25 protein-coding genes are annotated in these 23,392 nt (G+C 55.0%); 11 read left to right on the top strand and 14 right to left on the bottom strand.

Translation table 11 applies throughout. The features are described from left to right. Positions 1 to 6: 6 nt before the first annotated feature. On the bottom strand, positions 7 to 567 hold the full coding sequence (locus tag Q1B27_RS09055) for a nucleotide exchange factor GrpE (protein ID WP_299846610.1): 561 nt from the start codon (positions 565 to 567) through the stop codon (positions 7 to 9). 11 nt (positions 568 to 578) lie between these two features. Next, positions 579 to 1,643 (bottom strand): heat-inducible transcriptional repressor HrcA, encoded by a 1,065-nt coding sequence (hrcA, locus tag Q1B27_RS09050; RefSeq protein ID WP_299846609.1) that lies wholly within the window; start codon positions 1,641 to 1,643, stop codon positions 579 to 581. A gap of 123 nt (positions 1,644 to 1,766) precedes the next feature. Between hrcA and rph the strand changes: the two genes are divergently transcribed. The 4 genes from rph to Q1B27_RS09030 are packed head-to-tail and all read left to right on the top strand — an operon-like array spanning position 1,767 to position 4,590. Then, the gene (rph, locus tag Q1B27_RS09045) at positions 1,767 to 2,483 is read left to right on the top strand and encodes a ribonuclease PH (protein WP_299846607.1); all 717 of its coding nucleotides are present in this window, start codon (positions 1,767 to 1,769) and stop codon (positions 2,481 to 2,483) included. Beyond that, complete coding sequence (gene rdgB, locus Q1B27_RS09040; protein ID WP_299846604.1) at positions 2,476 to 3,084, top strand: RdgB/HAM1 family non-canonical purine NTP pyrophosphatase; 609 nt, start codon at positions 2,476 to 2,478, stop codon at positions 3,082 to 3,084. The genes rph and rdgB overlap by 8 nt, the downstream gene beginning before the upstream one ends. Further along, positions 3,077 to 4,237: a radical SAM family heme chaperone HemW gene (gene hemW / locus Q1B27_RS09035; protein ID WP_299846602.1), complete on the top strand. Its 1,161-nt coding sequence runs from the start codon at positions 3,077 to 3,079 to the stop codon at positions 4,235 to 4,237. The genes rdgB and hemW overlap by 8 nt, the downstream gene beginning before the upstream one ends. Then, positions 4,237 to 4,590 carry a YbaN family protein gene (locus Q1B27_RS09030; protein ID WP_299846600.1) on the top strand — a complete coding sequence of 118 codons (354 nt, stop codon included), beginning with the start codon at positions 4,237 to 4,239 and terminating at the stop codon, positions 4,588 to 4,590. Before hemW ends, Q1B27_RS09030 begins: the two co-directional genes overlap by 1 nt. On the opposite strand, the gene Q1B27_RS09025 is transcribed toward Q1B27_RS09030, so the two are convergent. From Q1B27_RS09025 to hemJ, 7 genes are all read right to left on the bottom strand, one after another. Next, positions 4,580 to 5,491, bottom strand: a complete 912-nt coding sequence (locus Q1B27_RS09025; RefSeq protein WP_299846598.1) for a ParB/RepB/Spo0J family partition protein — start codon at positions 5,489 to 5,491, stop codon at positions 4,580 to 4,582. The genes Q1B27_RS09030 and Q1B27_RS09025 overlap by 11 nt on opposite strands. A gap of 19 nt (positions 5,492 to 5,510) precedes the next feature. Next, the gene (locus tag Q1B27_RS09020) at positions 5,511 to 6,320 is read right to left on the bottom strand and encodes an AAA family ATPase (protein WP_299846596.1); all 810 of its coding nucleotides are present in this window, start codon (positions 6,318 to 6,320) and stop codon (positions 5,511 to 5,513) included. After that, a complete protein-coding gene (gene rsmG / locus Q1B27_RS09015; protein ID WP_299846594.1) occupies positions 6,313 to 6,924 on the bottom strand; it encodes a 16S rRNA (guanine(527)-N(7))-methyltransferase RsmG in 612 nt (203 codons plus the stop codon). The genes Q1B27_RS09020 and rsmG overlap by 8 nt, the downstream gene beginning before the upstream one ends. Next, a complete protein-coding gene (gene mnmG / locus Q1B27_RS09010; protein ID WP_299846593.1) occupies positions 6,921 to 8,789 on the bottom strand; it encodes a tRNA uridine-5-carboxymethylaminomethyl(34) synthesis enzyme MnmG in 1,869 nt (622 codons plus the stop codon). The genes rsmG and mnmG overlap by 4 nt, the downstream gene beginning before the upstream one ends. 12 nt (positions 8,790 to 8,801) lie before the next feature. Further along, a complete protein-coding gene (gene mnmE, locus Q1B27_RS09005; RefSeq protein WP_299846592.1) occupies positions 8,802 to 10,088 on the bottom strand; it encodes a tRNA uridine-5-carboxymethylaminomethyl(34) synthesis GTPase MnmE in 1,287 nt (428 codons plus the stop codon). Between the two features lie 22 nt (positions 10,089 to 10,110). After that, positions 10,111 to 11,382: a transcription termination factor Rho gene (gene rho / locus Q1B27_RS09000; protein ID WP_299846590.1), complete on the bottom strand. Its 1,272-nt coding sequence runs from the start codon at positions 11,380 to 11,382 to the stop codon at positions 10,111 to 10,113. Between the two features lie 120 nt (positions 11,383 to 11,502). Beyond that, positions 11,503 to 11,952, bottom strand: coding sequence for a protoporphyrinogen oxidase HemJ (gene hemJ, locus Q1B27_RS08995; RefSeq protein ID WP_299846588.1), 450 nt, complete (start codon positions 11,950 to 11,952; stop codon positions 11,503 to 11,505). Positions 11,953 to 12,368: 416 nt separating this feature from the next. Between hemJ and Q1B27_RS08990 the strand changes: the two genes are divergently transcribed. Genes Q1B27_RS08990 through dnaQ form a run of 4 tightly spaced genes read left to right on the top strand, consistent with a single transcriptional unit; the run spans position 12,369 to position 15,115 of the window. Next, a complete protein-coding gene (locus tag Q1B27_RS08990; protein WP_299846587.1) occupies positions 12,369 to 12,968 on the top strand; it encodes a nucleoside triphosphate pyrophosphatase in 600 nt (199 codons plus the stop codon). Then, complete coding sequence (locus tag Q1B27_RS08985) at positions 12,965 to 13,798, top strand: shikimate dehydrogenase (protein ID WP_299846585.1); 834 nt, start codon at positions 12,965 to 12,967, stop codon at positions 13,796 to 13,798. The genes Q1B27_RS08990 and Q1B27_RS08985 overlap by 4 nt, the downstream gene beginning before the upstream one ends. Beyond that, complete coding sequence (coaE, locus tag Q1B27_RS08980; RefSeq protein WP_299846584.1) at positions 13,795 to 14,388, top strand: dephospho-CoA kinase; 594 nt, start codon at positions 13,795 to 13,797, stop codon at positions 14,386 to 14,388. The genes Q1B27_RS08985 and coaE overlap by 4 nt, the downstream gene beginning before the upstream one ends. Continuing rightward, positions 14,381 to 15,115 (top strand): DNA polymerase III subunit epsilon, encoded by a 735-nt coding sequence (dnaQ, locus tag Q1B27_RS08975; RefSeq protein ID WP_299846583.1) that lies wholly within the window; start codon positions 14,381 to 14,383, stop codon positions 15,113 to 15,115. The genes coaE and dnaQ overlap by 8 nt, the downstream gene beginning before the upstream one ends. On the opposite strand, the gene secB is transcribed toward dnaQ, so the two are convergent. Both secB and Q1B27_RS08965 read right to left on the bottom strand, forming a co-directional pair. Further along, positions 15,112 to 15,612 (bottom strand): protein-export chaperone SecB, encoded by a 501-nt coding sequence (gene secB / locus Q1B27_RS08970; RefSeq protein ID WP_299846581.1) that lies wholly within the window; start codon positions 15,610 to 15,612, stop codon positions 15,112 to 15,114. The genes dnaQ and secB overlap by 4 nt on opposite strands. Before the next feature lie 60 nt (positions 15,613 to 15,672). Beyond that, on the bottom strand, positions 15,673 to 16,167 hold the full coding sequence (locus tag Q1B27_RS08965) for an FxsA family protein (protein WP_299846579.1): 495 nt from the start codon (positions 16,165 to 16,167) through the stop codon (positions 15,673 to 15,675). A gap of 109 nt (positions 16,168 to 16,276) precedes the next feature. Here Q1B27_RS08965 and Q1B27_RS08960 point away from each other — a divergent pair, with 109 nt between their 5' ends. From Q1B27_RS08960 to Q1B27_RS08950, 3 genes are read left to right on the top strand one after another with little or no spacing between them, the layout of a single operon-like run. After that, positions 16,277 to 16,936 (top strand): Tim44/TimA family putative adaptor protein, encoded by a 660-nt coding sequence (locus Q1B27_RS08960; RefSeq protein WP_299846577.1) that lies wholly within the window; start codon positions 16,277 to 16,279, stop codon positions 16,934 to 16,936. A 47-nt stretch (positions 16,937 to 16,983) separates the two neighbouring features. After that, entirely contained in the window at positions 16,984 to 17,970 is a 987-nt protein-coding gene (locus Q1B27_RS08955) for an MltA domain-containing protein (RefSeq protein WP_299846845.1), read from the top strand. Beyond that, entirely contained in the window at positions 17,967 to 18,548 is a 582-nt protein-coding gene (locus Q1B27_RS08950) for a Smr/MutS family protein (RefSeq protein WP_299846575.1), read from the top strand. The genes Q1B27_RS08955 and Q1B27_RS08950 overlap by 4 nt, the downstream gene beginning before the upstream one ends. Here Q1B27_RS08950 and Q1B27_RS08945 read toward each other — a convergent pair. The 3 genes from Q1B27_RS08945 to Q1B27_RS08935 all read right to left on the bottom strand — a co-directional run bounded on the left by Q1B27_RS08945 (position 18,531) and on the right by Q1B27_RS08935 (position 23,253). Further along, on the bottom strand, positions 18,531 to 19,754 hold the full coding sequence (locus Q1B27_RS08945; protein ID WP_299846573.1) for an MFS transporter: 1,224 nt from the start codon (positions 19,752 to 19,754) through the stop codon (positions 18,531 to 18,533). The genes Q1B27_RS08950 and Q1B27_RS08945 overlap by 18 nt on opposite strands. Before the next feature lie 7 nt (positions 19,755 to 19,761). Further along, the gene (locus tag Q1B27_RS08940; RefSeq protein ID WP_299846571.1) at positions 19,762 to 21,684 is read right to left on the bottom strand and encodes an acyltransferase family protein; all 1,923 of its coding nucleotides are present in this window, start codon (positions 21,682 to 21,684) and stop codon (positions 19,762 to 19,764) included. Positions 21,685 to 21,915: 231 nt separating this feature from the next. Beyond that, positions 21,916 to 23,253: a tetratricopeptide repeat protein gene (locus Q1B27_RS08935; RefSeq protein ID WP_299846569.1), complete on the bottom strand. Its 1,338-nt coding sequence runs from the start codon at positions 23,251 to 23,253 to the stop codon at positions 21,916 to 21,918. Positions 23,254 to 23,392: the final 139 nt, after the last annotated feature.

Here is a 23,392-nt window from a genome sequence, read left to right as displayed (position 1 = left end):
GTGCGATCAATCCCGCATCGACGACACACCAACCTGCGCCGGGCGCAGGATACGGTCATGCAGCATGAAACCTTCGGCGGAAATCTGAATGATCTCTCCTGCCTTGGTGCCGGGCAGCGGAGCCTCGAACATGGCTTCGTGTTCCTGCGGATCGAAGCGATCGCCAACCTGGGGCGAGATCAGGCGGATGCCGTGCTTGGAAAAGACGTTCAGCAACTCGCGCATCGTCAGTTCGATCCCTTCGAAAAACGCAGGTGCCGCGGCGCGCTGTTCTTCGGTAACTGATTCGAGGGCACGTTTCATGTTGTCAAAGACAGGCAGCATATCGCGGGCCAGTTTCGAGCCGCCATAATTGGCCGCTTCAAGCCGGTCCTTGTCGGAACGTTTGCGTGCATTTTCAGCGTCGGCCAGCGCGCGCATGAATTTATCCTGAAGCGCGTCACGTTCGGCGCGCAACGCGTCGATTTCGGCGGCTTCGTCCGTGATTTCAGCTGTTTCCGTTTCCAGTTCCTCGGCCATCGCCTGTTCGATGTCGTCCAGAAAATCGTCGTTATTCTGCTCAGCCATGTCTTTCACCTCTAGCCGCGATCGGCGATCAATTTGCCGACCAGTTGTGCCGTGTAATCCACAATCGGCACGATCCGTCCATAGTTCAGGCGGGTGGGGCCGATGACGCCCACCGCACCAACAATCTTTCGATCAGCGTTCATATAGGGAGACACCACCAAAGAGGAACCCGAAAGTGAGAAAAGTTTGTTCTCAGAGCCAATAAAAATGCGCACACCTTCGCCTTCCTCGGTCAGTTCGAGGAATTCGGCAATATCTCGTTTACGTTCGAGGTCATCAAAGAGGGTCCGGATGCGTTCAAGATCCTGTTCGTCGGCCTCGGAATTCAACAGATTCGCCCGGCCACGCACGATCAGTCGCTCATAGGTGTCGCCCTCACCACCCCAGACGGCCAGCCCGCTTTCCACCATCGCATGTGCCAGCTGATCAATCTCTTGCCGGCGCGCGTCAATCTGGGCGGTGATCGCTGTCTGCACTTCTGAAAGCGTCTTGCCTTCGATCAGCGCGTTGAGGAAATTCGCCGCTTCGCGCATCGAGCTGGGCGTCTGGCCCGGTGGTGGGGAAAATACCCGGTTTTCTACATGCCCGTCGGCAAAAACCAACACCACAAGGGCGCGGTCATGGCCCAGACCCACAAATTCAATATGCTTTATCGGGGCCTCGTGTTTTGGCGTCAGAACAAGCGAAGCGCCTTGTGTCACGCCAGAAAGCGCAGCACCCACACGATCCAGCGCCGAGGCAACATCGTCGGAATTGCTGCCCAGCGTTGCGTCCATCATGCGCCGGTCCGTGTTCTCCAGATCGCCCACTTCCAGCAACCCGTCGACGAACATGCGCAGCCCTTCCTGCGTGGGGATGCGTCCCGCACTGATATGAGGGCTGTCGAGGAGGCCAAGATATTCGAGGTCCTGCATGACGTTGCGAATCGTGGCAGCGCTGACTTTTTCGCTCATATCCCGCGTCAGGGTGCGCGACCCGACAGGATCACCGCTGCTGAGATAGCTTTCGACCACGCGGCGGAACACCTCGCGGGAGCGGTCATTCATCTCGGCCAGAATTTTGCTGCTGTCGCTCATCATCTCTGCATTGCGCGGTTTACGGCCCGTACTAAAGGCTGCGCCGATCAAAAGGTCAATCGGGGTTGCTATCCGGTGTATGCCGCCTGTATCCCCAAGCCCAACAGATATGAGGATTTTGTGATGCGCCCTTCGGGAAGAGACTTAAACCAGATGCGGGCGGTTTCAATCGAAACCGGTGTTACCAAACATGCCGAAGGGTCCTGCATGATCCGGATGGGCGATACCCATGTGCTGTGCACCGCCACGATCGAAGACCGGGTGCCGCCGTTCATCAAGGGCTCGGGGCTAGGCTGGGTGACGGCGGAATACGGGATGCTGCCGCGGTCGACCACCAGCCGGATGCGTCGCGAGGCGACCGCGGGCAAACAGGGCGGCCGGACGGTGGAAATCCAGCGTCTGATCGGCCGATCGCTGCGGGCCGGGGTCGACCGGGTTGCCCTGGGCGAGCGTCAGATCACCGTCGACTGCGATGTCATTCAGGCCGATGGCGGCACGCGTTGTGCGTCGATCACCGGCGGATGGGTGGCGCTCCGTCTTGCGGTGGCGAAACTGATGAAGGCGGGTGATGTGATCAGTGATCCGATGGTCGATCCGGTGGCCGCTGTGTCCTGCGGTATTTATGCCGGGCAGCCGGTGCTGGATCTGGACTACCCCGAGGACAGCGAAGCCGGGGTTGATGGCAATTTCATCATGACCGGATCAAAACAGCTGATCGAGGTGCAGATGAGCGCCGAAGGTTCGACCTATACGCGCGATCAGATGAACCAGTTGATGGATCTGGCTGAAAAGGGCGTGGACGAGCTGGTTGCGGCACAATTGGCGGCGACCGGTGCGTAAGTTTGACGGCGATACGCTTCTGGTGGCCACGCATAATGCGGGCAAGCTGGAAGAGATCGCCGACCTGCTGCGGCCTTTCGGGGTCCGGGTGATTGGTGCGACGGAAAAAGGCCTGACAGAACCAGAGGAAACCGAGACGACATTTGTCGGCAATGCGCGGATCAAGGCCCATGCGGCGGCCAAGGCCACCGGGTTGCCGGCTTTGTCGGATGATTCCGGGATCGAGATTGATGCGCTTGGCAACCAGCCCGGGGTTTATACGGCTGATTGGGCTGAAACAGAGACTGGTCGCGATTTCGTCATGGCGATGACCCGCGCCCATGATGCCCTCTTGGAAACCGGCGTTACCACCCCTTGGAAAGCGCGGTTTTGCTGTACATTAGTGCTGGCCTGGCCTGATGGGCATGACGAGGTGTATCCCGGCGAGGTCGCAGGACAGATCGTCTGGCCGATGCGGGGCGGCGAAGGGCACGGCTATGATCCGATTTTCATGCCCGATGGCCATGATATTACATTCGGTGAGATGGACCGCTGGGAAAAGAACCGCATCAGCCACCGCGCCGATGCCTTTGCCAAGCTGGTAGCCGGTTCCTTTGGCTGAGAACTGGCAGATCGGGGGTTTCGGCCTTTATATCCACTGGCCGTTCTGTCAGGCCAAATGCCCCTATTGCGATTTCAACAGCCATGTCGCGCGCAAGATTGATCAATCCGCCTGGCAGGCCGCTTATCTGCGCGAAATAGATCGCTATGCCGATATGTTGCCGGGGCGGGTTCTGAGTTCAGTGTTTTTTGGCGGCGGCACGCCCAGCCTGATGGATCCGGATGTTGTTGCCGCTGTGCTGGACCGCGTGCGTCGACGCTGGCCCACGGTCAATGATCTTGAGGTGACGCTTGAGGCCAATCCCGGCTCGGTTGAAGCGGGGCGATTCCAAGGATATGCCGATGGCGGCGTCACGCGTATCTCGATGGGAATACAGGCGCTAAACGATACGGACCTACGGCGTCTGGGGCGCATCCATACGGTCGCCGAAGCAAGGCAGGCCTTTGATATCGCGCGAAAATGCTTTGGTCGGGTCAGTTTTGATCTGATCTATGCCCGGCAGGATCAATCATTGACAGATTGGCGGCAAGAACTACAGGCCGCGCTGAACATGGCGGTGGATCATTTATCCCTCTACCAGCTGACGATCGAAGACGGCACCGCCTTTGGTGATCGTTATGCAGCGGGTAAATTGCGTGGTTTGCCAGAGAACGATCTGTCCGCAGATATGTATCAGGTGACGCAAGCGCTATGCGATGCCGCGGGCCTGCCGGCGTATGAAGTGTCCAACCATGCCCGACCCGGTGCAGAATCGCGGCATAACCGGATTTACTGGCGTTACGGTGATTATGTCGGCATCGGTCCCGGCGCGCATGGGCGCATTTCAAAAGGCGGTACGCGTCTGGCGACCGAAGCGTTTTCGTCACCCGCCAAATGGCTGACGGAAGCAGACCACGGGACAACTGAAAAACCGGCGACGGTGCTATCGGGTCCCGAACAGGCCGATGAATACCTGATGATGGGATTGCGCGTGAACGACGGTATTGATCGCGCGCGCTATGAGGTGATGGCGGGTGAGGCGCTGTCAAAGGTGAAGATTCGAGAGCTGGAAGGACTTGGGATGATCACCGCTGATCCTGAGCGAATTCGCGTGACAGACCAGGGACGGATGCTGTTGAATGCCGTAATCAAAGAATTTCTGTCAGGAATGTAATGCGGCTGTTCTGGGCGATATTGGGACTGACGAGCCTGGGACTGGGCGTGATTGGCATCGCGGTACCTTTATTGCCAACGGTGCCCTTCATCCTGTTGGCGGCTTTCTGCTTCGCTCGTTCCTCCGAACGCTTGCACAATTGGCTGCTGACCCATCCAAGATTTGGGCCGGTGATCGAGGACTGGAACCGCAATGGGGCTATCAGTCCACGGGTAAAACGTATCTCGACCCTCTCTATTGTCGCCGTGTTCGGAATTTCGCTAGCGCTAGGGTTACGACCAATTATTCTTATTATTCAAGGAGTTACACTAAGTTGCGTGGCCGTTTTCATTTGGACGCGCCCTAACGGGTAGCGCTTAGCAGGCGGCAGAGATCGTCAAGCTGATCCAGCGATGCATACTTGATCGTGATCTGGCCGTTTTCCTGGCCCGGGCTATGATCCACGCTAACTTTCATTCCCAAATTAGCCGACAAATCCCCTTCCAGCGCCTTTGTATCGGCATCCTTGGTAGGCTTCGATGAGGGTTTGGACGTTTTGCCGCCCTCAGTGAAGATGTTCCCCACGCCGGATTTCGCCAGCTTTTCCGTTTCCCGGACCGAAAGGTTTTTCTTGATCACCTGGCGCGCAAGATCTGCCGGGTTGTCGCAAGTTATCAATGCGCGGGCATGTCCCGCTGAAAGCTTTCCATCACGCAGATAGGTCTGAACTTCGGTCGGAAGCTGCAACAACCGTACCGAATTCGCAATATAGCTGCGACTTTTTCCAAGCACCTGGGACAGCTTATCTTGTGTATGGCCGAATTTTTCCATCAACTGAGTGTAGCCAACAGCCTCCTCAACGGGGTTCAGATCAGCGCGCTGAATGTTTTCAATGATCGCAACTTCAAGAACTTCGGTATCGGTGAAGTCGCGCACCAAAACCGGTATTTCATGCAGCTTGGCCATCTGGGCCGCACGCCACCGGCGTTCGCCGGCAACAATTTCATACTCCCCGTCATGCCCCGGTCTGGGCCGAACGATCAGAGGTTGGATAATCCCCTTTTCCGCGATCGAGGCGCTTAGATCGTCCAACTGTTCCTTGTCAAAACTGCGACGCGGCTGATCCGGGTTTGCAGCAACTTTCTCAATCGGAACCAGAAGGTCAGCACGGGCGGGCGCATCATTGGTTTGCGGTGTCGTGTCTTCGGTTACATCGGCCATCAGTGCCGAAAGGCCACGGCCCAGACCACGCTGTTTTTTTGGTTTCTTGGTCATTCCCTGCTCCTTCGCACGCTCAAGCGGCGGCGCGCGTCTGGTTTTTCATCAGTTCTTTCGCCAGATCACGGTAGGCCTGAGCACCTTTTGAGGTCGTATCATAATCAAGCACCGGCACCGCGTAAGACGGCGCCTCACTGACGCGAACATTGCGTGGGATCCGGGTCTTGAAGACCAGCGCCCCCAGATTGTCGCGCGCGTCTTTCTCAACCGCACCCGACAGGTTGTTACGCGCATCGAACATGGTCAGGACAACACCTTCGATCCGCAGATTTGGGTTTGCGGTCTGGCGTACTTCGCGAATGGTCAGCATTAGTTGTGACACGCCTTCAAGCGCGAAAAACTCGGATTGCAGCGGGATCAGGACGGAGTGCGCGGCCACCATCGCATTTACCGTCAGAAGGTTCAGCGAGGGCGGGCAATCAATCAGGATATAGTCCAGCGCATAGGCGTCCATCGCGGTTTGCCGCAGCGCATCATGCAGCAGAAAACTACGCTTTTCATTCGAAAACAGCTCGATATCTGCCGAGCTCAGATCGACCGTGGCCGGGATGATCAGCAGGTTCTTGTTCTCAGTTTCCTGAATCACATCGTTGAGAGGGATTTCATCCAGAAGAAGGTCATATGTTGTGTATTCTCGGTCATCTGCATCTATCCCTAGTCCTGTAGACGCATTACCCTGGGGATCAAGATCGACAATCAAAACCCTGTTATTGGCCTCGGCCAGGGCAGCAGCAAGATTGATGGCAGTGGTGGTTTTGCCAACCCCACCTTTCTGGTTGGCAACGGCGATAATCTTGGGTCCACGCGGACGGGTGGGGTCAGACACGCGAAACTCCTGTAATACGCAAAATGACGGGGCCTGCTTCGGTTTCACTCTTAGCAAACTGAGTTTCAAATTGCCACTTGGATTGCGCCTTGGTCAGCTCTTTCTGCCAGGTTTCGCCCTTGGGAAACAGCGCCATACCCTTCGGGAGCATATGCCTTTCGGTGAATTCCAGCAAGGTTGAAAGATCAGCCAGCGCACGCGCACTCAATACATCCACGTCGAGCGGCGGGATATTTTCTATCCTGTCGTTCAGCACTTCGGCATTTGCACCGGTTTCGCGGATGACCGTGCGCAGAAAAGTGCATTTGCGCGCATCGCTTTCAACAAGCGTTGTTTTGGTGGGCGATCCGGTTTCCATTGCAAGGATGGCAACCACCAGTCCGGGAAAGCCGCCGCCAGATCCCAGATCGGCCCAATGGCTAACGGGGTGAGGTGCCAGGTCGAGAATCTGAGTGGAATCAAGGATATGACGCGACCAGAGATTTTCAATTGTCGATTTCGAAACCAGATTGATGGATGGATTCCATTTGCGCAACAACGCGGCGTAATGTTCCAATCTCTCATTTGTTTCACGTGAAACATTCGGCACGGATTGCGCCGTCATGCCGATTTTCCACGACGTTCCTGGCGAAGCCGTGCCATGACAAGGGTAAGCGCGGCGGGGGTCATCCCATCAATGCGCCCGGCCTGTGCCAGGTTCGCTGGGCGCGCAATGGTCAATTTGGACTTAAGTTCGTTCGATAGCCCCTGGATGCTGCTGTAGTCGAAATCTACAGGTATCACCTGCGCTTCATCCCGCTTCATCATCTCTACGTCGCGGTTCTGCCTGTCGATATAATTGGCGTAGAGCGCATCTTTCTCAAGCTGTGAACGTGTTTCCGCATCAATCTGCGAAAAACTATCGTCCAGTTTGTACAGGGCCATGAAGTCGATATCTGGAAATGCGAGCAGCTGAAACGCCGTTCTGCGCGAGCCGTCCTGATTAACCTTCAGGCCAATTTCCGCGAGTTGCTTCGGTGTAAAGCTGTTTTCTTCGAGCTGTGCGCGACCTGCGGAAAGCCTTTCTATCTTGTATTCAAAGCATTTTTTACGTGCTTCAGCCACGCAACCCAAAGCGATACCCTTGGGTGTCAGCCGCTGATCGGCGTTATCTGCCCGCAGGGAAAGCCGGAATTCGGCGCGCGAGGTGAACATCCGGTAGGGTTCGGTTACACCTCGCGTGATAAGGTCATCAACCATGACGCCGATATAGCTGTCAGACCGACTGAACAACGTTGGCGCGTCGCCCTTGACGGCAAGGGCGGCATTCAAACCCGCGACCATACCTTGCGCCGCGGCTTCCTCATAACCTGTCGTGCCATTGATCTGACCCGCCAGATAAAGGCCGGGCACCGTTTTAACGGCCAACGTTGCGTCCAGCGCCCTTGGATCAACATAATCATATTCGATTGCATAGCCTGGTTGCAGGATCGTGGTGCCCTCTAGCCCAGTAATCGAATGTACGTAATCCAACTGGACCTCTTGAGGGAGGGACGTAGAGATGCCGTTGGGATAGATAACATTGTCCGAAAGGCTTTCCGGCTCCAGAAAAACCTGGTGTGAGGTCTTATCAGCAAATCTGACAATTTTATCCTCAATCGACGGGCAATAACGTGGGCCAACACCATCGATGTGGCCGCCATACATCGCTGAGCGTTCAAGGTTTTCGCGAATGATTTCGTGAGTTTTTTCGTTGGTATGCGTGATTCCACAGGAAATCTGACACGCTGGAGGTTTATCGGACAGGAAAGAGAAAAGCACTGGATCATCATCGCCCGGCTGAAGCTCTAACTGATCCCAGGCAATTGTCTTTCCATCAAGACGGGGCGGGGTGCCAGTTTTCAATCGGCCAAGAGAAAGATCAAAGGAATCAATTCGTTCTGCAAGCTTGACTGAAGGTTTATCGCCCATGCGGCCGCCCGGGCGCGACACGTCGCCGATATGAATCACGCCGCGTAAAAACGTACCTGTCGTCAGGATCACCGCGCCGGCTTTTATCTGGCTACCATCATCCAGCACCACTCCGGTGACGCGATCGCCAGTCATCAGGAAATCACTGGCTTCCCCTTCGATGACACTCAGATTTTCCTGTGCATCGGTTTCGGCCTGCATGGTTTCGCGATAGATTTTGCGATCCGCCTGGGCGCGAGGGCCTTGTACAGCAGGTCCTTTGCGCCGGTTGAGCAAACGAAATTGGATACCAGCCGCATCCGCTACTCGGCCCATTACCCCGTCCAACGCATCAATTTCACGTACCAGATGGCCCTTGCCCAAACCGCCAATCGCAGGATTGCAGGACATCACACCAATACCAGCATGCTCCAATGTCACGAGGGCAGTGCTGGCTCCCATCCGCGCCGCAGCGTGGGCGGCCTCTGCTCCCGCGTGACCACCACCAATCACAACCACATCGAAGTCAAAATGTTTCACGTGAAACACTCCTCACTTGCCAAGACAGAAGCTGGCAAAAATCTCATCCAGGACGTTTTCGATATCAACGCGTCCTACCAGAGAATCAAGCGACCGGATAGCTGTACGGAGCTCTTCGGCAGCAATATCTGCGGTATCTTCGCCTTGCGGTAATAATGACATCATCGAGGTCAGCGCATCCCTGCCACGCACCATTGCGTGTTGATGACGCAGGCGTGTAGCGACGCCGATGCCTGCAGTACGCGTTTTCAGGATGCTGGCGATCTGGTCAACAAGCTGCGAGATACCAAAACCGGTCTGCCCAGAAACTGCATTGGCTTTATCTGAAAGCAAATCGGCCTTGGCATTCAGCACTATATCATCTGGTCCAATGGCGAAATCCGGCGTTTTCCCTTTTTCAACAAGGAAGACACGCAGATCAGCGACGCCAGCCCGCTGCCGCGCGCGGTCAATGCCCATGGTTTCAACGACATCGTCAGACTCCCTCAGCCCGGCTGTATCCAGTAGCGTGACCGGTAGCCCACCTAAATCCATCCGAACCTCGATTACGTCACGCGTGGTGCCCGCATATTCCGAGGTAATCGCCGCTTCACGACCAGCTAAGGCATTGAGAAGAGTAGATTTTCCGACGTTTGGAGCACCAATGATGGCGACCTCAAATCCCGCACGGATGCGTTCCGCATGATCCACGCCCTTGATCTCAGCATCTAGCGACAAGATCACATCTGAGACCAGCTCTGAGACCTCTGGCGAGACATCTACAGGTACTTCTTCATCGGCGAAGTCTATCGTGGCTTCCAGCAAAGCGGCCGCCCGGATCAGTTTTTGCCGCCATATTTCAGCACGTTTCCCAAGATCGCCCGACAGAACACGCATCGCTTGACGACGTTGCGCCTCGGTCTCCGCGTCGATCAGATCGGCCAGACCCTCGACCTGGGTCAAATCAAGACGGCCATTTTCCAACGCTCGGCGGGTGAATTCACCCGGATCGGCTGGACGAAGGGTGTCCATGGCAGAGAGCGCTGTCAGTACCGAGGAAACACCCGCGATGCTGCCATGTGTTTGAAGCTCAACCACGTCTTCGCCGGTAAAACTGCCATCTTTAGGGAAGGTCAGAACAAGCGCTTCATCAAGACGCTTACCATCCGGATCACGCAGGATGCGAAGCGAGGCTTGTCTGAAGGGGGGGATATCGCCGCAAAGAGCCTGAGCCGCAGATAATGATTGTGGCCCAGACACGCGGATCACAGCGACGCCAGATTTTCCCTGCGCCGTTGAAAGAGCATAGACGGTATCCATAGCCGACCCCGTGACGACCCGATCAGGTGTTCATGGAATCGAAAAACTCGGAGTTTGTCTTGGTCTGTTTGAGTTTTGACAACAAGAATTCGATGGCGTCGGTGGTGCCCATCGGGTTGAGAATCCGGCGCAGGACAAAGGTTTTCTGCAGGTCGATCTTGTCGATCAGCAGATCCTCTTTCCGTGTCCCGGATTTCAGAATGTCGATGGCCGGGAACACGCGTTTGTCGGCGATCTTGCGATCCAGAACCAGTTCGCTGTTACCGGTACCTTTGAACTCTTCAAAGATAACTTCATCCATCCGGCTGCCGGTGTCGATCAGAGCGGTGGACACAATGGTAAGCGAGCCACCTTCTTCGATATTCCGCGCCGCACCAAAGAAACGTTTAGGCCGTTGCAACGCGTTGGCATCCACACCACCGGTCAGAACTTTACCCGAGGAGGGCACAACAGTGTTGAACGCCCTACCAAGTCTTGTGATTGAATCAAGAAGAATCACAACATCTCGTTTATGTTCGACCAGGCGTTTGGCTTTTTCAATAACCATCTCGGACACGGCAACGTGGCGGGTGGCAGGTTCGTCGAAAGTAGAGCTGATCACCTCGCCTTTGACCGAGCGCTGCATATCCGTCACCTCTTCGGGACGTTCGTCAATCAGCAGAACGATCAGATAGCATTCGGGGTGGTTAGCTTCGATGCTTGCCGCGATGTTTTGCAGGATCACCGTTTTACCGGTGCGCGGCGGAGCCACGATCAACGACCGCTGACCTTTACCGATAGGCGCCACCAGGTCGATCACACGAGCAGATTTATCCTTGATCGTCGGATCTTCGATTTCCATATTCAGCCGCTCATCCGGATAAAGCGGGGTCAGGTTGTCGAAAGCGATCTTGTGCTTGGCTTTTTCAGGATCTTCGAAATTGATCTGCGTTACCGAGGTCAGAGCGAAATAGCGTTCATTCTCTTCCGGCGCTTTGATGAAACCCTCGATGGTGTCACCCGTGCGAAGCGAGAATTTACGGATCATGTCAGGCGAAACATAGATATCATCGGGGCCCGGAAGATAGTTCGCCTCGGGTGAACGCAGAAAGCCGAAGCCATCTTGCAGCACTTCCAGAACACCGTCGCCTGAAACTTCCCAGCCTTCATCCGCGCGTTCGCGCAGAATCTGGAACATCATCTCGCCCTTGCGCATGGTCGAGGCGTTTTCGATCTCAAGCTCTTCTGCCATTGACAGAAGGTCCTTGGCGGATTGCGCCTTGAGATCGGCGAGATTGAGTTTGTCTTGGGACATGGGAATATACCTTTGAATCGGCGACCGGCGCGCGCATTCATTTCATTGCTGGAAAACAGGCCACCCGGACGGGTGCTTGGCAAGCTACATAAGGGCGGGGCGCGGGTGAGTCAACAAAGCCTAGAAGCGGATAACGACCGAAAGGACAATGATCACCATCAGCACGGTCGGCACTTCGTTCATCAGGCGATACTGGCGGCCTGTGACGGTGTTCTGACCCTTTATGAAATCCTTGCGGCGATACCCCAGCCAATGATGGAACCATGTCATTGCCAGCACCGCTGCCGTCTTGGTGTAGGGCCATATAGATGTCCAGTCGACAATGCCCGGTGTGAAGACAAGCATCAGGCCGAAAACCCAAGTGGCGATCATGGACGGGTTCATGATCAGACGCAGCAGCTTGACCTCCATCATCTGAAAGATGGGATCAATCTGGTCACTCTTCGCTGCCTGTTCGACATGATGTACAAAGAGACGGGGAAGATAAAAAAGGCCAGCCATCCAGGCGATCACCGACATAATATGAAAAGCCTTGGTCCAAGGATAAAGGCCAACCAGAAAATCAGTCATGATCTTTCCCCAGCTCTGAGCAACCTTCCTTTAATAATAAATAGAAAGATAAGAAAGGATGATGTTTTTGTAGGGAAGCCTGAACCTGTGGATTATCGGATTTTACAAGGGTTATGAACATGTAGAGTAGGGTGTTAATAATTTCATGGAAAACTCTACAACAGCGCAATTCATGCTAATTTATATATTATAATCAACATCTTAAATAATTTTATTTTTATATCTTCTGTTGATAAATCCGGGATAAACATGGAGCTTTCCAGATTATACCGCACTGTCACTTTTCCCAATCCACATCAGGAAAGAAATAGAATGCGCTGCTGAAACGGCACGTTGTCCACCGAAACGAACGTGGGCATGGATTTGTCGGACAAGTATTCTTAAACATCTCTTAAGTTATTCATTGGGTTTTCCACATGCCTCAAGAACTGATCCTGGCGTCGGGCTCGCAAATCCGACAAGAGATGCTGCGCAATGCGGGGCTGGATTTTGGTGTTCATGTGGCGCGCGTCGATGAGGAAATGATACGTGACGCCATGTTGGCTGAAGACGCTCCGCCACGTGATATTGCCGATTCGCTGGCCGAGATGAAGGCCCGGAAGATCAGTGACAAGAACCCGGATGCATTGGTGATTGGTTGCGATCAGGTGCTGAGCTTTGAGCGAAAGTTGTTGTCGAAACCTTTATCGCCAGAAGAGGCGCGGGCACAATTGATCGAGATGCGCGGTAAACGGCATGAACTTCTGTCGGCGGTGGTGATCTGCGAGGCGGGCAAACCTGTCTGGCGCCATGTCGGGGTTGTCCGCATGACGATGGGACGCTTTTCAGATGGCTATCTTGACGGGTATATAGAGCGCAACTGGGAGAGCATCCGCCATTCGGTTGGTGCGTATAAGCTGGAGGAAGAAGGCGTCAGGCTGATTAAACAGATCGACGGAGATTACTTTACGGTGCTTGGGTTGCCGCTATTGAATCTTCTGTCGTATCTCGGCCTGCGGGGGGTAATAGAGCAATGAGTGACATGAAAATTCCCCTGGCCGGGGTAATTGGCCATCCGATCGCGCATTCGAAATCACCGCAGTTGCATGGGCATTGGCTGAAAACGCATGGATTGCCGGGCTATTACATTCCGATGGATGTCACACCGGATGATCTGACGGATGTCATCGGAACGCTGCGGAAGATGGGGTTCGTGGGTGTGAACATCACCGTGCCGCACAAGGTCAAGGTGATGGAGTTGGCTGATCTGGTGACGGATCGTGCATCTTTGATCGGGGCTGCGAACACGTTGATCTTTCGCCGTGATGGCAAATTGCACGCGGATAACACAGATGGCTATGGCTTTGTTCAGAACCTCCGGCAAGGTGCCCCGAGCTGGAACCCAAAGGCTGGGCCAGCAGCAGTCCTGGGCGCGGGTGGTGCTGCGAGGGCGGTAATCGCCTCGTTACTCGAGGTCGGCGTGCCCGAGATCATGGTGTCCAACCGAACGCGCGTCCGGGCCGAAGCATTGCAATCAGATTTTGGAAAACGCTTGCAGGTCGTCGATTGGGTGCAGGCCGGCAATATGATGGATGAGGCGACAACGGTGGTGAACACAACCTCTTTGGGCATGGTCGGCAAGCCCGAGTTGCGTGTGCCGCTGGATGGGCTGCGTAAGGGAACAGTCGTGACAGATCTGGTCTACGCACCCCTGCAAACAAGGCTATTGCGGGAAGCTGAAGAGATGGGATGTGTCACTGTCGATGGTTTGGGGATGTTGCTGCACCAGGCAGTGCCGGCTTTTGAACGCTGGTTTGGCGTTCGCCCCGAAGTCGATGATACCACTCGTGCGGCCGTATTGGCATGACCTTCAAGCTGGGCCTGACCGGATCTATCGGTATGGGTAAATCAACGACAGCAAAGCTTTTTGCCGATCTGGATTGCGCTGTCTGGGACGCGGATGCTGCAGTGCACCGAATTTATGCGAAGGGTGGTTTGGCGGTTGCGTCGATCAGCACTCTGTTTCCAGAGGCGATTGTCGACGGTGCAGTATGCAGGGAACAGTTGAAGATGGTGATTTCGGCCGATCCCGAGGCGCTCAAGAGGATTGAAGAAGTCGTGCACCCATTGGTTGCTGCGGACCGCGAAGCGTTTCTACGGGAGGCAGCGGTGGATATCGCCGTTCTTGATATTCCATTGTTGTTTGAAACAGGAGGTGACCGAAACATGGATGCGGTTGTTTGCGTGACCGCACCAGCAGAGATGCAGCGACAACGGGTTCTGGACCGCGGCACGATGACTGAGGCTCAGTTCGAGGCGATCTTGGCGAAGCAGATGCCGGATGCTGAAAAACGTGAACGGTCAGATTATGTGATTGTCACGGATACGCTTGAGCATGCGCGTGAACAGGTTCAAGCTGTGGTGAATGACATAAGGGACAAGCTGAACCATGCGTGAGATCGTGCTGGATACTGAAACTACCGGATTTGAACCCGAACAGGGCGATCGGATCGTAGAAATCGGCGCGGTTGAACTGATGAATCATATGCCCACTGGGCGGACCTATCATCAGTATATCAATCCCGAACGGGGCATGCCTGACGAAGCTTTTGGCATCCATGGGATCGGACCGGACCTTTTGCCAAACCCGCGCTCAGCGAAACCCGGTGAAGTTACGCTAAAGGACAAGCCGGTTTTCAAATCCATTGGGCAAGCATTTCTGGATTTCGTGGGTGATGCGACGCTGGTCATTCATAATGCGTCGTTTGATATGAAGTTTCTCAACGCCGAGCTGGGCTGGATGAACCTGCCGAAAATCCCTTTCGACAGGGCCATTGATACATTGGGCATCGCCCGTAAAAAATTTCCCGGCTCGCCCGCTTCACTTGATGCGCTGTGCCGCCGGTTCGCCATCGACAATTCAAGCCGGACACTACACGGCGCCTTGCTCGATTCTGAAATTCTGGCGGAGGTATATCTGGAGCTTATCGGCGGCCGGCAGCCGGATCTGGTGCTTGGTGGCAATAATTCTGGCGCGCGAGAAGGTTCAGCGTCGACAGATAGCTGGCGGCCAAGTGTGCGGCCGGAGCCACTTCCTTCGCGCTTAAGCTCGGAAGAAGCTGCCGCCCATGACGCTTTTGTGGAAACTCTGGGCGACAGCGCATTGTGGAAAAAGCTGGGTTAGGCGTCAGGTTTGGCGGTTTCAGCCTGTGAGGCAGCCTGACGGCGGGCGATTTCATTGCGATAGAGCTGTACGAAATCAATGCTTTCCAGATTCAGCGGCGGGAAACCCCCATCGCGGGTGACATCGCTGACGATGCGGCGCACATAAGGGAAAATCATCCGCGGACATTCGATCAGCAGGAACGGGTGCATCTGATCCTCTGGCACGCCTTCGATGTGGAAAACACCGGCATATTCCATTTCCAGCAGGAACAGAGGCTCGTCCTTGCCTTTGTTTTTGCCCGTCACGTTCATTTTCATGGTAACTTCGTATTGGTGGTCAAGTTTGCGCTTTTTCGCATCAAGATTGACGCCAACCGTCACATCGAGTTGAACCTCGCCGCCGGTACCTTTCTGGGCCAGGATGTTTTCAAACGACAGGTCGCGCACGAACTGCGTCAATACGTTCATTTTTACCTGCGGTGCCTGTTCGACCGCACCGTTTCCATTTTCGGCCATTTGGTTACTCCAGAAGGATCAAAAGATTTGGCGCAGGCTTAGCAGCTAGGGCCTGGGGCCTCAATGCTTTGTCCAGCCCGAGGATCGGTGCGTGGGTTTTTTCGGTGGCTCAACCTCTTCAAAATCGCCGTCGATGATATCAGGATCAGGCGGATGATGTGGATTGGGCCGGGCAGAGGGGCCGCGTGGCCCCATATCGAAGCGCTGCACATGAACCCGTTTGCGCAGATATTCGAACGCGGCGTGTCGGACCGGTGGCATCAGCAGGGCAAATCCCACACCATCGGTGAAAAAGCCGGGTGTCAGCAAGAGAGCACCGGCCAGTAGAATCATTGCACCGTGGGCCAAGGGTTCAGTCGGATCGTCAAGTTCCGAAAACGAACGGCGCAGATTACCCATTGCCATGGCACCCTGTGTTCTGACCAGCCATGTACCCAGAATCGCCGTCAACACGACCACACCAAGTGTCGGCCACAGACCAATGGCTCCTCCGACCTGGATAAAGAGAGCAATTTCAATCAGCGGGACAGCGAGAAAGGCCAGAAACAGCCACATTGGGGCGACTCCTTTGTTTTGCCGGTCACGTGGTGGACTTGACAGCATCAACCCCCTACATAAGTGCGAGACAACGTTGTTACCATGCCCCACACGATAAGAGGTACTCATGAATTCGCCCATCCTACAGCTTTTGGTGTTGGCCGGCATTGCGATCTTTCTGATTTTGCGGCTGAAAAGCGTGCTGGGCACCCGAGACGGGTTTGAAGGCCCAAAACAGAACGGACCGGCACCAACGTCCAGCAGACGTCAGGACTTCGAAGTCATTGATGGCGGCCCGGATCGCGACATTACCGATCATGTTGCCGAAGACAGCGAAGCTGCGGCAGCGCTGGCCGAGATGAAGCGGGCGGAACCGTCATTCAACGTGACAGAATTTCTTCAGGGTGCGCGCGGCGCTTATGAGATGATCCTGATGGCGTTCGAGCGTGGTAAGCTGGATGAAGTCACGCCATTCCTGTCGGAAGACGTGTATGAGACCTTTGCCCAAGTGGTCGATGCCCGTGAAGAACAGGGTCTGACGATCGAGGCCGATTTTGCCGGTGTACGCGAGGTTGCCCTGAGCGATGCGCGGTTTGATCAATCCTCGAAACGGGCAGAGATCACGATGAAATTCGTAGGCGAACTGACATCGGTGGTCCGCAACAGTGACGGCGATATTATCGAAGGCAAGCCGGGACATGCCAAACGTCAGAAAGATGTCTGGACCTTTGAACGTCCGATGGGCACAAACGATCCCAATTGGCGGCTTGTTGCCACGAGCGAATGACGCGGGCGCTGTGGCTGCTGATCTGGGTATGGTTGCCAGTGGCGGCCATGTCCGAACCGGATGAGCTGAACCACCAGATACTGTCATTCAAAGATCTGGAAGGCTGGGCCGAGGATGATCATGCCGCGGCGCTGGACGTTTTCCTGAACACATGCCCCGATTTGAACGATCCGGATTGGGGTGCGCTCTGTGCCCTGGCCCAGCAAAGGCCCGAGGCAAAGCCATTTTTCGAACTTTTCTTTCGTCCGGTGCTGATTGAAAATGAAAAACCGGCCCTGTTTACCGGCTATTTCGAACCGGAGTTGCAGGGCGCATTGCAGCCAGATGCGCGCTACCGATATCCGATCTACCGGGAACCGCAGGCGTCAAAAATCAATGATCCCTGGCTGACCCGCCGAGAGATCGAAACAAGCGGCGTCATGCAGGGTCGACGGCTTGAAATAGCTTGGGTTGACGATCCGGTTGAATTGTTTTTTCTGCAAATCCAGGGGTCAGGCCGTATCAATCTGTCGAACGGCCAGACGATACGTGTTGGCTATGGCGGTGCCAATGGCCATGAGTACCGCTCCATCGGGGTCGAATTGGTGCGACGGGGAATTTACCAAGTACATCAGGTTTCGGCTGAGGTGATCAAGAACTGGGTCAGGCGCAATCCGGTCGAGGGGCAGGAACTACTTTACCATAACCCTTCTTATGTGTTCTTTCGCAAGCTGAACAAATTGTCAGCAAGCGCTGGCCCCTTGGGGGCGATGAACCGGTCGGTGACGCCGATGCGCACCATTGCCGTTGATCCGGCCTATGTGCCACTTGGTGCGCCGGTCTGGATTGAGAAAGAAGGCGCGGGACCGTTACGACGGTTGATGATTGCGCAGGATACAGGCTCAGCCATCAAGGGCCCGCAACGCGCGGATATCTTTTTTGGCACAGGCGATACGGCGGGCCGGGCCGCTGGTAAATTGAAGGATCCGGGACGAATGGTGGTGCTGCTGCCTATTCAGCGCGCTTTTGCCATGTTGTCCGAGATCACGCCATGAGCCGTCGAAAACTACGACCTGAGGAGTTGGACCTCTGGCGCAAGGTGGCCGATACCGCACAACCGATGCATCCTGACCGGCCGATGCCTGCACTGCCCCTGACGGATAAAAACCCCCCGAAACCCACGCCACGACCAGTAGAAAAGTTCGACCTCGGAGGGCGCAGCACAGGCAATGCGCCGAAGCATGATGTCTTGCCCGGCCTGCCCGAACGCCTGGCGAAGGCGCCGGTCAAGATGGACCGCAAGGCCTTTGGCAAGCTCAAACGCGGCAAACTGGTACCTGAAGGCAAGATTGACCTGCATGGCAAGACACTGGATCAGGCGCATCCCGCACTGACGGCGTTTATTCTTGCATCTCATGCAGCGGGCAAACGTCTGGTTCTGGTGGTGACCGGCAAGGGTAAGGACCGCGACGATGGCGGGCCGATTCCGGTGCGGCTGGGTGTTTTGCGTCATAACGTGCCGCATTGGCTGTCGGTGCCGCCGCTGGCGCAAGTGGTCTTGCAGGTCACCGAAGCGCATCTGAAACATGGCGGTGGCGGGGCTTACTATGTTTATCTACGGCGTCACCGCTAACAAAGGCCGCGCCTTGGCAATACCCATGAACACCATCGCGCTGGCAAAGACGAAATAGACTGCGATAAACAGGTATTGTGTCTCGATCCCCATCCCCAGATCTATCGCCAGGCCGGTAAGCCCCGGGCCTATCGCTGATCCCAGAACCATGAACGCAGCGGCAAGTGCCTTGATCGCGCCGATATGTCGGGTGCCGTAGAACTCAGCCCAGAACGCGGCGGGCAATGTGGTGTTGGCGCCGGTCGTTAGACCGAGAAAGAAAAAGCCCAGCAACATTGCACCCGATCCATCTGCATAGGCAAAGATGACAAATGCTGCGACCATCGGCAGTTGAAAATAGGGGATCAGGCGGGCCGTTCCCAGCCGGTCCAATGCCCAGCCGGACAATATCATCGTGCCGATGCTGACCAGCGTGTAGAATGGGAACATCGCCACAAGTTCAACATGGGTCATGGATTTCACTTCGGCGAAATGAACCTGATGAAAAAAGAACGCGGTGTTGAACGCGCTTGGCCCTAGAATCGCCGGCGCCATGAACCAGAATAACCAATGGCGAAATGCCTGATTGCGCGTCCAATGATGGCCCTGCATTCCGAGCGCCTGATCAGACGATGCAAGCGATTGTGGAGTACGCTCTTGCCTGAGCAGAAACACCAGACCCGGAACGCCAAGAACAGCAATCAGCCCAGCCAGACCCCAGAGCAAGCGCCAGTCAAAGACCAGCATCAGGGCCACGAAAATCAACGGCAACAGCGCTTCGCCCAATGCGAACCCCAGTGTTGCTATCGACAGAGCCTTGCCGCGTGTGGCGATAAACCAACGCGACATCGCGACGACGGCGATATGGCTGGTCATACCCTGCCCGGTAAAGCGAAGCGCAAGAATGACCAGGGGTAATAACCAGACCGCGCGATTGAATGCCATGAACAGGCAAGCAAGAAAAAGCATCAACAGGATCACTGTGCCCAGAGCACGGACGCGAAACCGGTCTGTCAGCCCGCCCGCCCAAACCATGATCACCGCCGACAGACCCGTACCCAAGGTGTAAATCCCACCCCATTCGCCGTGGCTGAGGTTGAATTCGGTTCGGATTTCACCGGCAAAGATCGAGATAAAGAATGTCTGACCGAAGCTGGACAGAAAGGTCAGTAACATCCCAGCAGAAAGCCAGCGCGCGTTTTCGCGCAGGAAAGCAAAGCTGCCCATCGGAACGCTAGTCGCCGATCTTCAAAGCGGAAAACAAAAACCTGGCCAGTTTGACGGAGTAGTTGCTGGTCACGTGGTTACGGTCGTAAATCACCATGTTACCGTCACTATCTACCGAGGGGCAGTCTGTTTCATTGCAGAAGAAATCTATCGTGCTGACATAAGAATCGAAAACATCGGCCAGACCCTGCGTGGGCTCGACGCTTTCGAATTGCTCTTCACGGGAGATCGTCATTGGTTCCGTGTGGTCGCTGCGAATACGCTGCAACTCGTATTCGGCGACACGTTCGTCATAGATTGGGCCCTGTTCGATAAGGACAGTCTTGATGCCTGCAGTTCTGAAAACGGTGCCAACCAACAGCATCTGCTGACGCACGATTTCGGGGGAGGTTTTATAGCCATTGATGAAAACAGTCCCGGCAATCATCGACACCGTGAGGTTCCCCGTGATCATAACGGTATCAACCTTGGGCAGGCTAAGGATCTGTTCCAGCACCTCTTGGTGGGTTTCATGGGTACAGGTCGATAGCGCGGGGTTGCGAAGACCCATGACAGGGGGGCAACCATTTGTTGTAAACACCATGCCTGCCATGCCCTTTTCCTGGGCGACCTGATCAAGCCCATGCAGAAGTGCGCCCGACAGGCTATCGCCCCAGACGACCATGGTTGGATCTTTCTCCGGCACGCCGAAATGGCAGTATTTTATGCCTAGTCTACTGATTTCATTATCACATTTTCCTGTTACACCTTTTTTCCCAAGATAGGTCAGAAGTTCGGGCGGGGCGTTTTCCAAGGCCCATTGATATGATGGAACAGATTTGTAATTTTCATCCACAATGGTCAGAAAGGCGGTGGCTGCACCCGCGATCAGCACGAAGCATGCAGCCATTGATGCACTTAGCTGTTTGACTGTCGCTGCCCGGCGAAACGGGCGTTCGATCACCCAGAAGCTGAAGGTTGCAAGGGCGAGCGATAGTGCGATCAGCAGGAACACGTAATCATCAAAGGACGCATTGCCAAAGCGGTGTTTATAAAAGGCAAAAACCGGCTGGTGCCAGAGATATGCGCTATACGAGACCAACCCGATGGCCACCATGGGTTTGGTTGCAAGCAGGCGATGGGCAATGGTTCCGCTGCGGGCAAACAGGATGATCAGGGCCGTTCCAATGGTGGCAGGTAGCGCATAGGCACCGGGAAAAGGGGTTTCATCGTTGTAGATGAAAATCGGGATTATGATCAGCAACAGCCCCAGAAAGGACAGGATGTCAGATTGGAGTGTGCGGGCGAGGCCGGGTTTTTTTTGCAGGTACATCGCGGCGAAAACACCGATCAGAAGCTCCCATCCGCGGGCGGGGAGAAGGAAGAAAGTAGCGGTGGGACGAAAGTAAATACCCCATTGCGACAGGATAAAGCTGACGATGAAAATAACGATCAGCGACTTTAAAACTATGTTTTTTCCCAAGGGGTTAAGGAACATCAACAGAAGCGGGAAAAAGATGTAGTACTGTTCTTCAACCGCCAGACTCCAAGTGTGGAGGAGGGGTTTGAGTTCGGCGGCGGTTTCGAAATATCCGGCTTCGAGCCAAAACAGGAAGTTGGAAACAAAAAAGGTGACCGCGATCATGCTGTCGGCGAAATCTTCGAGGTCGCGGGGCATGAGCCAGAACCATGCGAAGGGGATGCAGGCGATCATGACTGCGAAAAGCGCTGGCAGGATGCGGCGGGCGCGGCGTTCGTAAAACCGCAGAATTGAAAAATTCCCGGCGTCCAATTCGTTGATAATAATGGTTGAAATCAGAAAGCCACTAATGACGAAGAACACATCAACGCCGACAAAACCACCGCCGAAAGGGGCGATGTCCGCGTGAAATAGAATGACGGGAACAACGGCGAGCGTGCGCAGGCCATCAATTTCGCCGCGGTATTTCATGTTGTTCCCCAAAATCCAATGTGGTCCGCGATGTACACAAAGAGCGACGCGGATGCGAGATAAAAAGACAGCGGGAAAACGTACAAGGCGTACGGAATGTACGTGGAAAACGTACGGCAAACGGCAGGTTTCGAAATGCAGGCGTACGACCCGTACGTATTCAGAGCGCTAAGAGGGGAAATCGCGCCTTGATGACCAAGTGGGACAGGATGGCCTATACCCCTCAATCCGCTATTTATTTTCAAATGCGATCAGACGGTCGCAGGCGGTCTGAAACCCACCGTCGCAGCCGCGTTTGTAGAACGCCGCAATCTCGTGATCGAGCCGAAAAACCCCGCGCTGTTCTTCGCCGAAATAGGCGACATTGGCACAACCCATAGCGTCACCCATTTCGCAGGCTTTCTCAAAAAGCTCTACGGCGCGAAAATCATCCTGCGTGCCGGCCATGCCCTTGGCATAGATATTGCCCAGCCCGTTACAGCCACCACCCGATCCGTTTTCGCAGGCATACCGATAGGCTTCGTCCGCGAGCTTGCCATTTTTTTCGACGCCCTGACCGTATTCATAATGGTACCCGACATTTCCACAGCCATCCATTTCGCCCAGTTCGCAAGCCTTCTTTTGGAATTCGAAGGAGGTAACGATGTCAGGATCTGAGATCAGCGATGAGCTGTAAAGAAACGCCACCCGCATGCAACTGTCGGTATTGCCCAGTTCGCACCCTCTTTCATGCAGCATCAGGGCGGCATCAAAATCGGCGTCCTCAGGCGCAGCTTCGTGACCGGTCAGCAGGCCCGCGTTGAAACAACCCTCTCCGTCGGCCAGGGCGCAGGACTTTTTAAAATTCTCAAGAGCCAGTACCCGATCTGCGACTTTGGACGCCGTGTCGTTGTAGTAGATGGCGAGCTCCAGGCAGCCCGTTACCAACAGCATGTCGCAGGATTTTTCCAGGGCAGCGACCGCTTTGACGTCATCGCTGTCGGCTGTCAGACCTTCACCATGTACCAGCCCCAGCAAATAGCAGCTTTGCGCTGCGTCTCGTTCGCAGGCAAAATGAAGGATTTCAACGACCTTTTCGAAATCCTCGGGAAAGATGGAATCGCCGAAATAGAGATATGCATGGGCCTCGCAGAACTGGGGATCAACACGGCAGGCGCGCTGGGAGAGATCGGCGATCAGATCGTGATCAGTGGGCGCGGGATCATTTTTCATTAAATATTCGGCGACAACGGAACAGGCAATCTCATGCCCGGCGTCGCAAGTTGGCGCAAGAATGGCGGCGGAAAGGGTCAGATCATAGGGAAGGTGACGATCTGCCGAAAACTCGCCACCGACGATGGTACAGGACAGTTGATTGCCACCAAGGCATTTGAAAAACTCAAACGAGAATTTCACATTGCCCCGCAGTAATTTCCACGCGCGTTCGACATCCACTTCGGGGACCTTTTCGGTGACGCAGATTGAATCGCGGTTGGCACCACAGGTCGCCTCGGCGGCGGCGGATGAGTCAAGCGGTGTCCAAACCCAAATCGACGCTGCCAGAAGTATCAATGAAATAGCGCGGGTCATGACATTCCTTGAATCGTTACCATTTGCAAAGTGATCGGATTGAAACGCTTGTCGGATTTGAGAAGCCTACAAAACGCAGATCGGATTTGTAAGGCCCGACACGCTAAAAAAACGCGGTTCTGGAAAGGTTTAGCGAAGG

It is taken from the genome of uncultured Roseovarius sp., from assembly GCF_947489715.1.
GTDB lineage: Bacteria > Pseudomonadota > Alphaproteobacteria > Rhodobacterales > Rhodobacteraceae > Roseovarius.
The sequence above is the reverse complement of the archived record's forward strand: the minus strand, read 5'-3'. Positions and strand labels throughout refer to the sequence as shown.

Coding starts and splice junctions, on each gene's coding strand:
- Q1B27_RS09055 (WP_299846610.1), bottom strand. CDS start 567: ATGGCTGAGCAGAATAACGACGATTTTCTGGACGACATCGAACAGGCG.
- hrcA (WP_299846609.1), bottom strand. CDS start 1,643: ATGAGCGACAGCAGCAAAATTCTGGCCGAGATGAATGACCGCTCCCGC.
- rph (WP_299846607.1), top strand. CDS start 1,767: ATGCGCCCTTCGGGAAGAGACTTAAACCAGATGCGGGCGGTTTCAATC.
- Q1B27_RS09030 (WP_299846600.1), top strand. CDS start 4,237: ATGCGGCTGTTCTGGGCGATATTGGGACTGACGAGCCTGGGACTGGGC.
- Q1B27_RS09025 (WP_299846598.1), bottom strand. CDS start 5,491: ATGACCAAGAAACCAAAAAAACAGCGTGGTCTGGGCCGTGGCCTTTCG.
- rsmG (WP_299846594.1), bottom strand. CDS start 6,924: ATGACGGCGCAATCCGTGCCGAATGTTTCACGTGAAACAAATGAGAGA.
- mnmE (WP_299846592.1), bottom strand. CDS start 10,088: ATGGATACCGTCTATGCTCTTTCAACGGCGCAGGGAAAATCTGGCGTC.
- rho (WP_299846590.1), bottom strand. CDS start 11,382: ATGTCCCAAGACAAACTCAATCTCGCCGATCTCAAGGCGCAATCCGCC.
- hemJ (WP_299846588.1), bottom strand. CDS start 11,952: ATGACTGATTTTCTGGTTGGCCTTTATCCTTGGACCAAGGCTTTTCAT.
- Q1B27_RS08990 (WP_299846587.1), top strand. CDS start 12,369: ATGCCTCAAGAACTGATCCTGGCGTCGGGCTCGCAAATCCGACAAGAG.
- Q1B27_RS08985 (WP_299846585.1), top strand. CDS start 12,965: ATGAGTGACATGAAAATTCCCCTGGCCGGGGTAATTGGCCATCCGATC.
- coaE (WP_299846584.1), top strand. CDS start 13,795: ATGACCTTCAAGCTGGGCCTGACCGGATCTATCGGTATGGGTAAATCA.
- dnaQ (WP_299846583.1), top strand. CDS start 14,381: ATGCGTGAGATCGTGCTGGATACTGAAACTACCGGATTTGAACCCGAA.
- secB (WP_299846581.1), bottom strand. CDS start 15,612: ATGGCCGAAAATGGAAACGGTGCGGTCGAACAGGCACCGCAGGTAAAA.
- Q1B27_RS08965 (WP_299846579.1), bottom strand. CDS start 16,167: ATGTGGCTGTTTCTGGCCTTTCTCGCTGTCCCGCTGATTGAAATTGCT.
- Q1B27_RS08960 (WP_299846577.1), top strand. CDS start 16,277: ATGAATTCGCCCATCCTACAGCTTTTGGTGTTGGCCGGCATTGCGATC.
- Q1B27_RS08955 (WP_299846845.1), top strand. CDS start 16,984: ATGTCCGAACCGGATGAGCTGAACCACCAGATACTGTCATTCAAAGAT.
- Q1B27_RS08950 (WP_299846575.1), top strand. CDS start 17,967: ATGAGCCGTCGAAAACTACGACCTGAGGAGTTGGACCTCTGGCGCAAG.
- Q1B27_RS08945 (WP_299846573.1), bottom strand. CDS start 19,754: ATGGGCAGCTTTGCTTTCCTGCGCGAAAACGCGCGCTGGCTTTCTGCT.
- Q1B27_RS08940 (WP_299846571.1), bottom strand. CDS start 21,684: ATGAAATACCGCGGCGAAATTGATGGCCTGCGCACGCTCGCCGTTGTT.
- Q1B27_RS08935 (WP_299846569.1), bottom strand. CDS start 23,253: ATGACCCGCGCTATTTCATTGATACTTCTGGCAGCGTCGATTTGGGTT.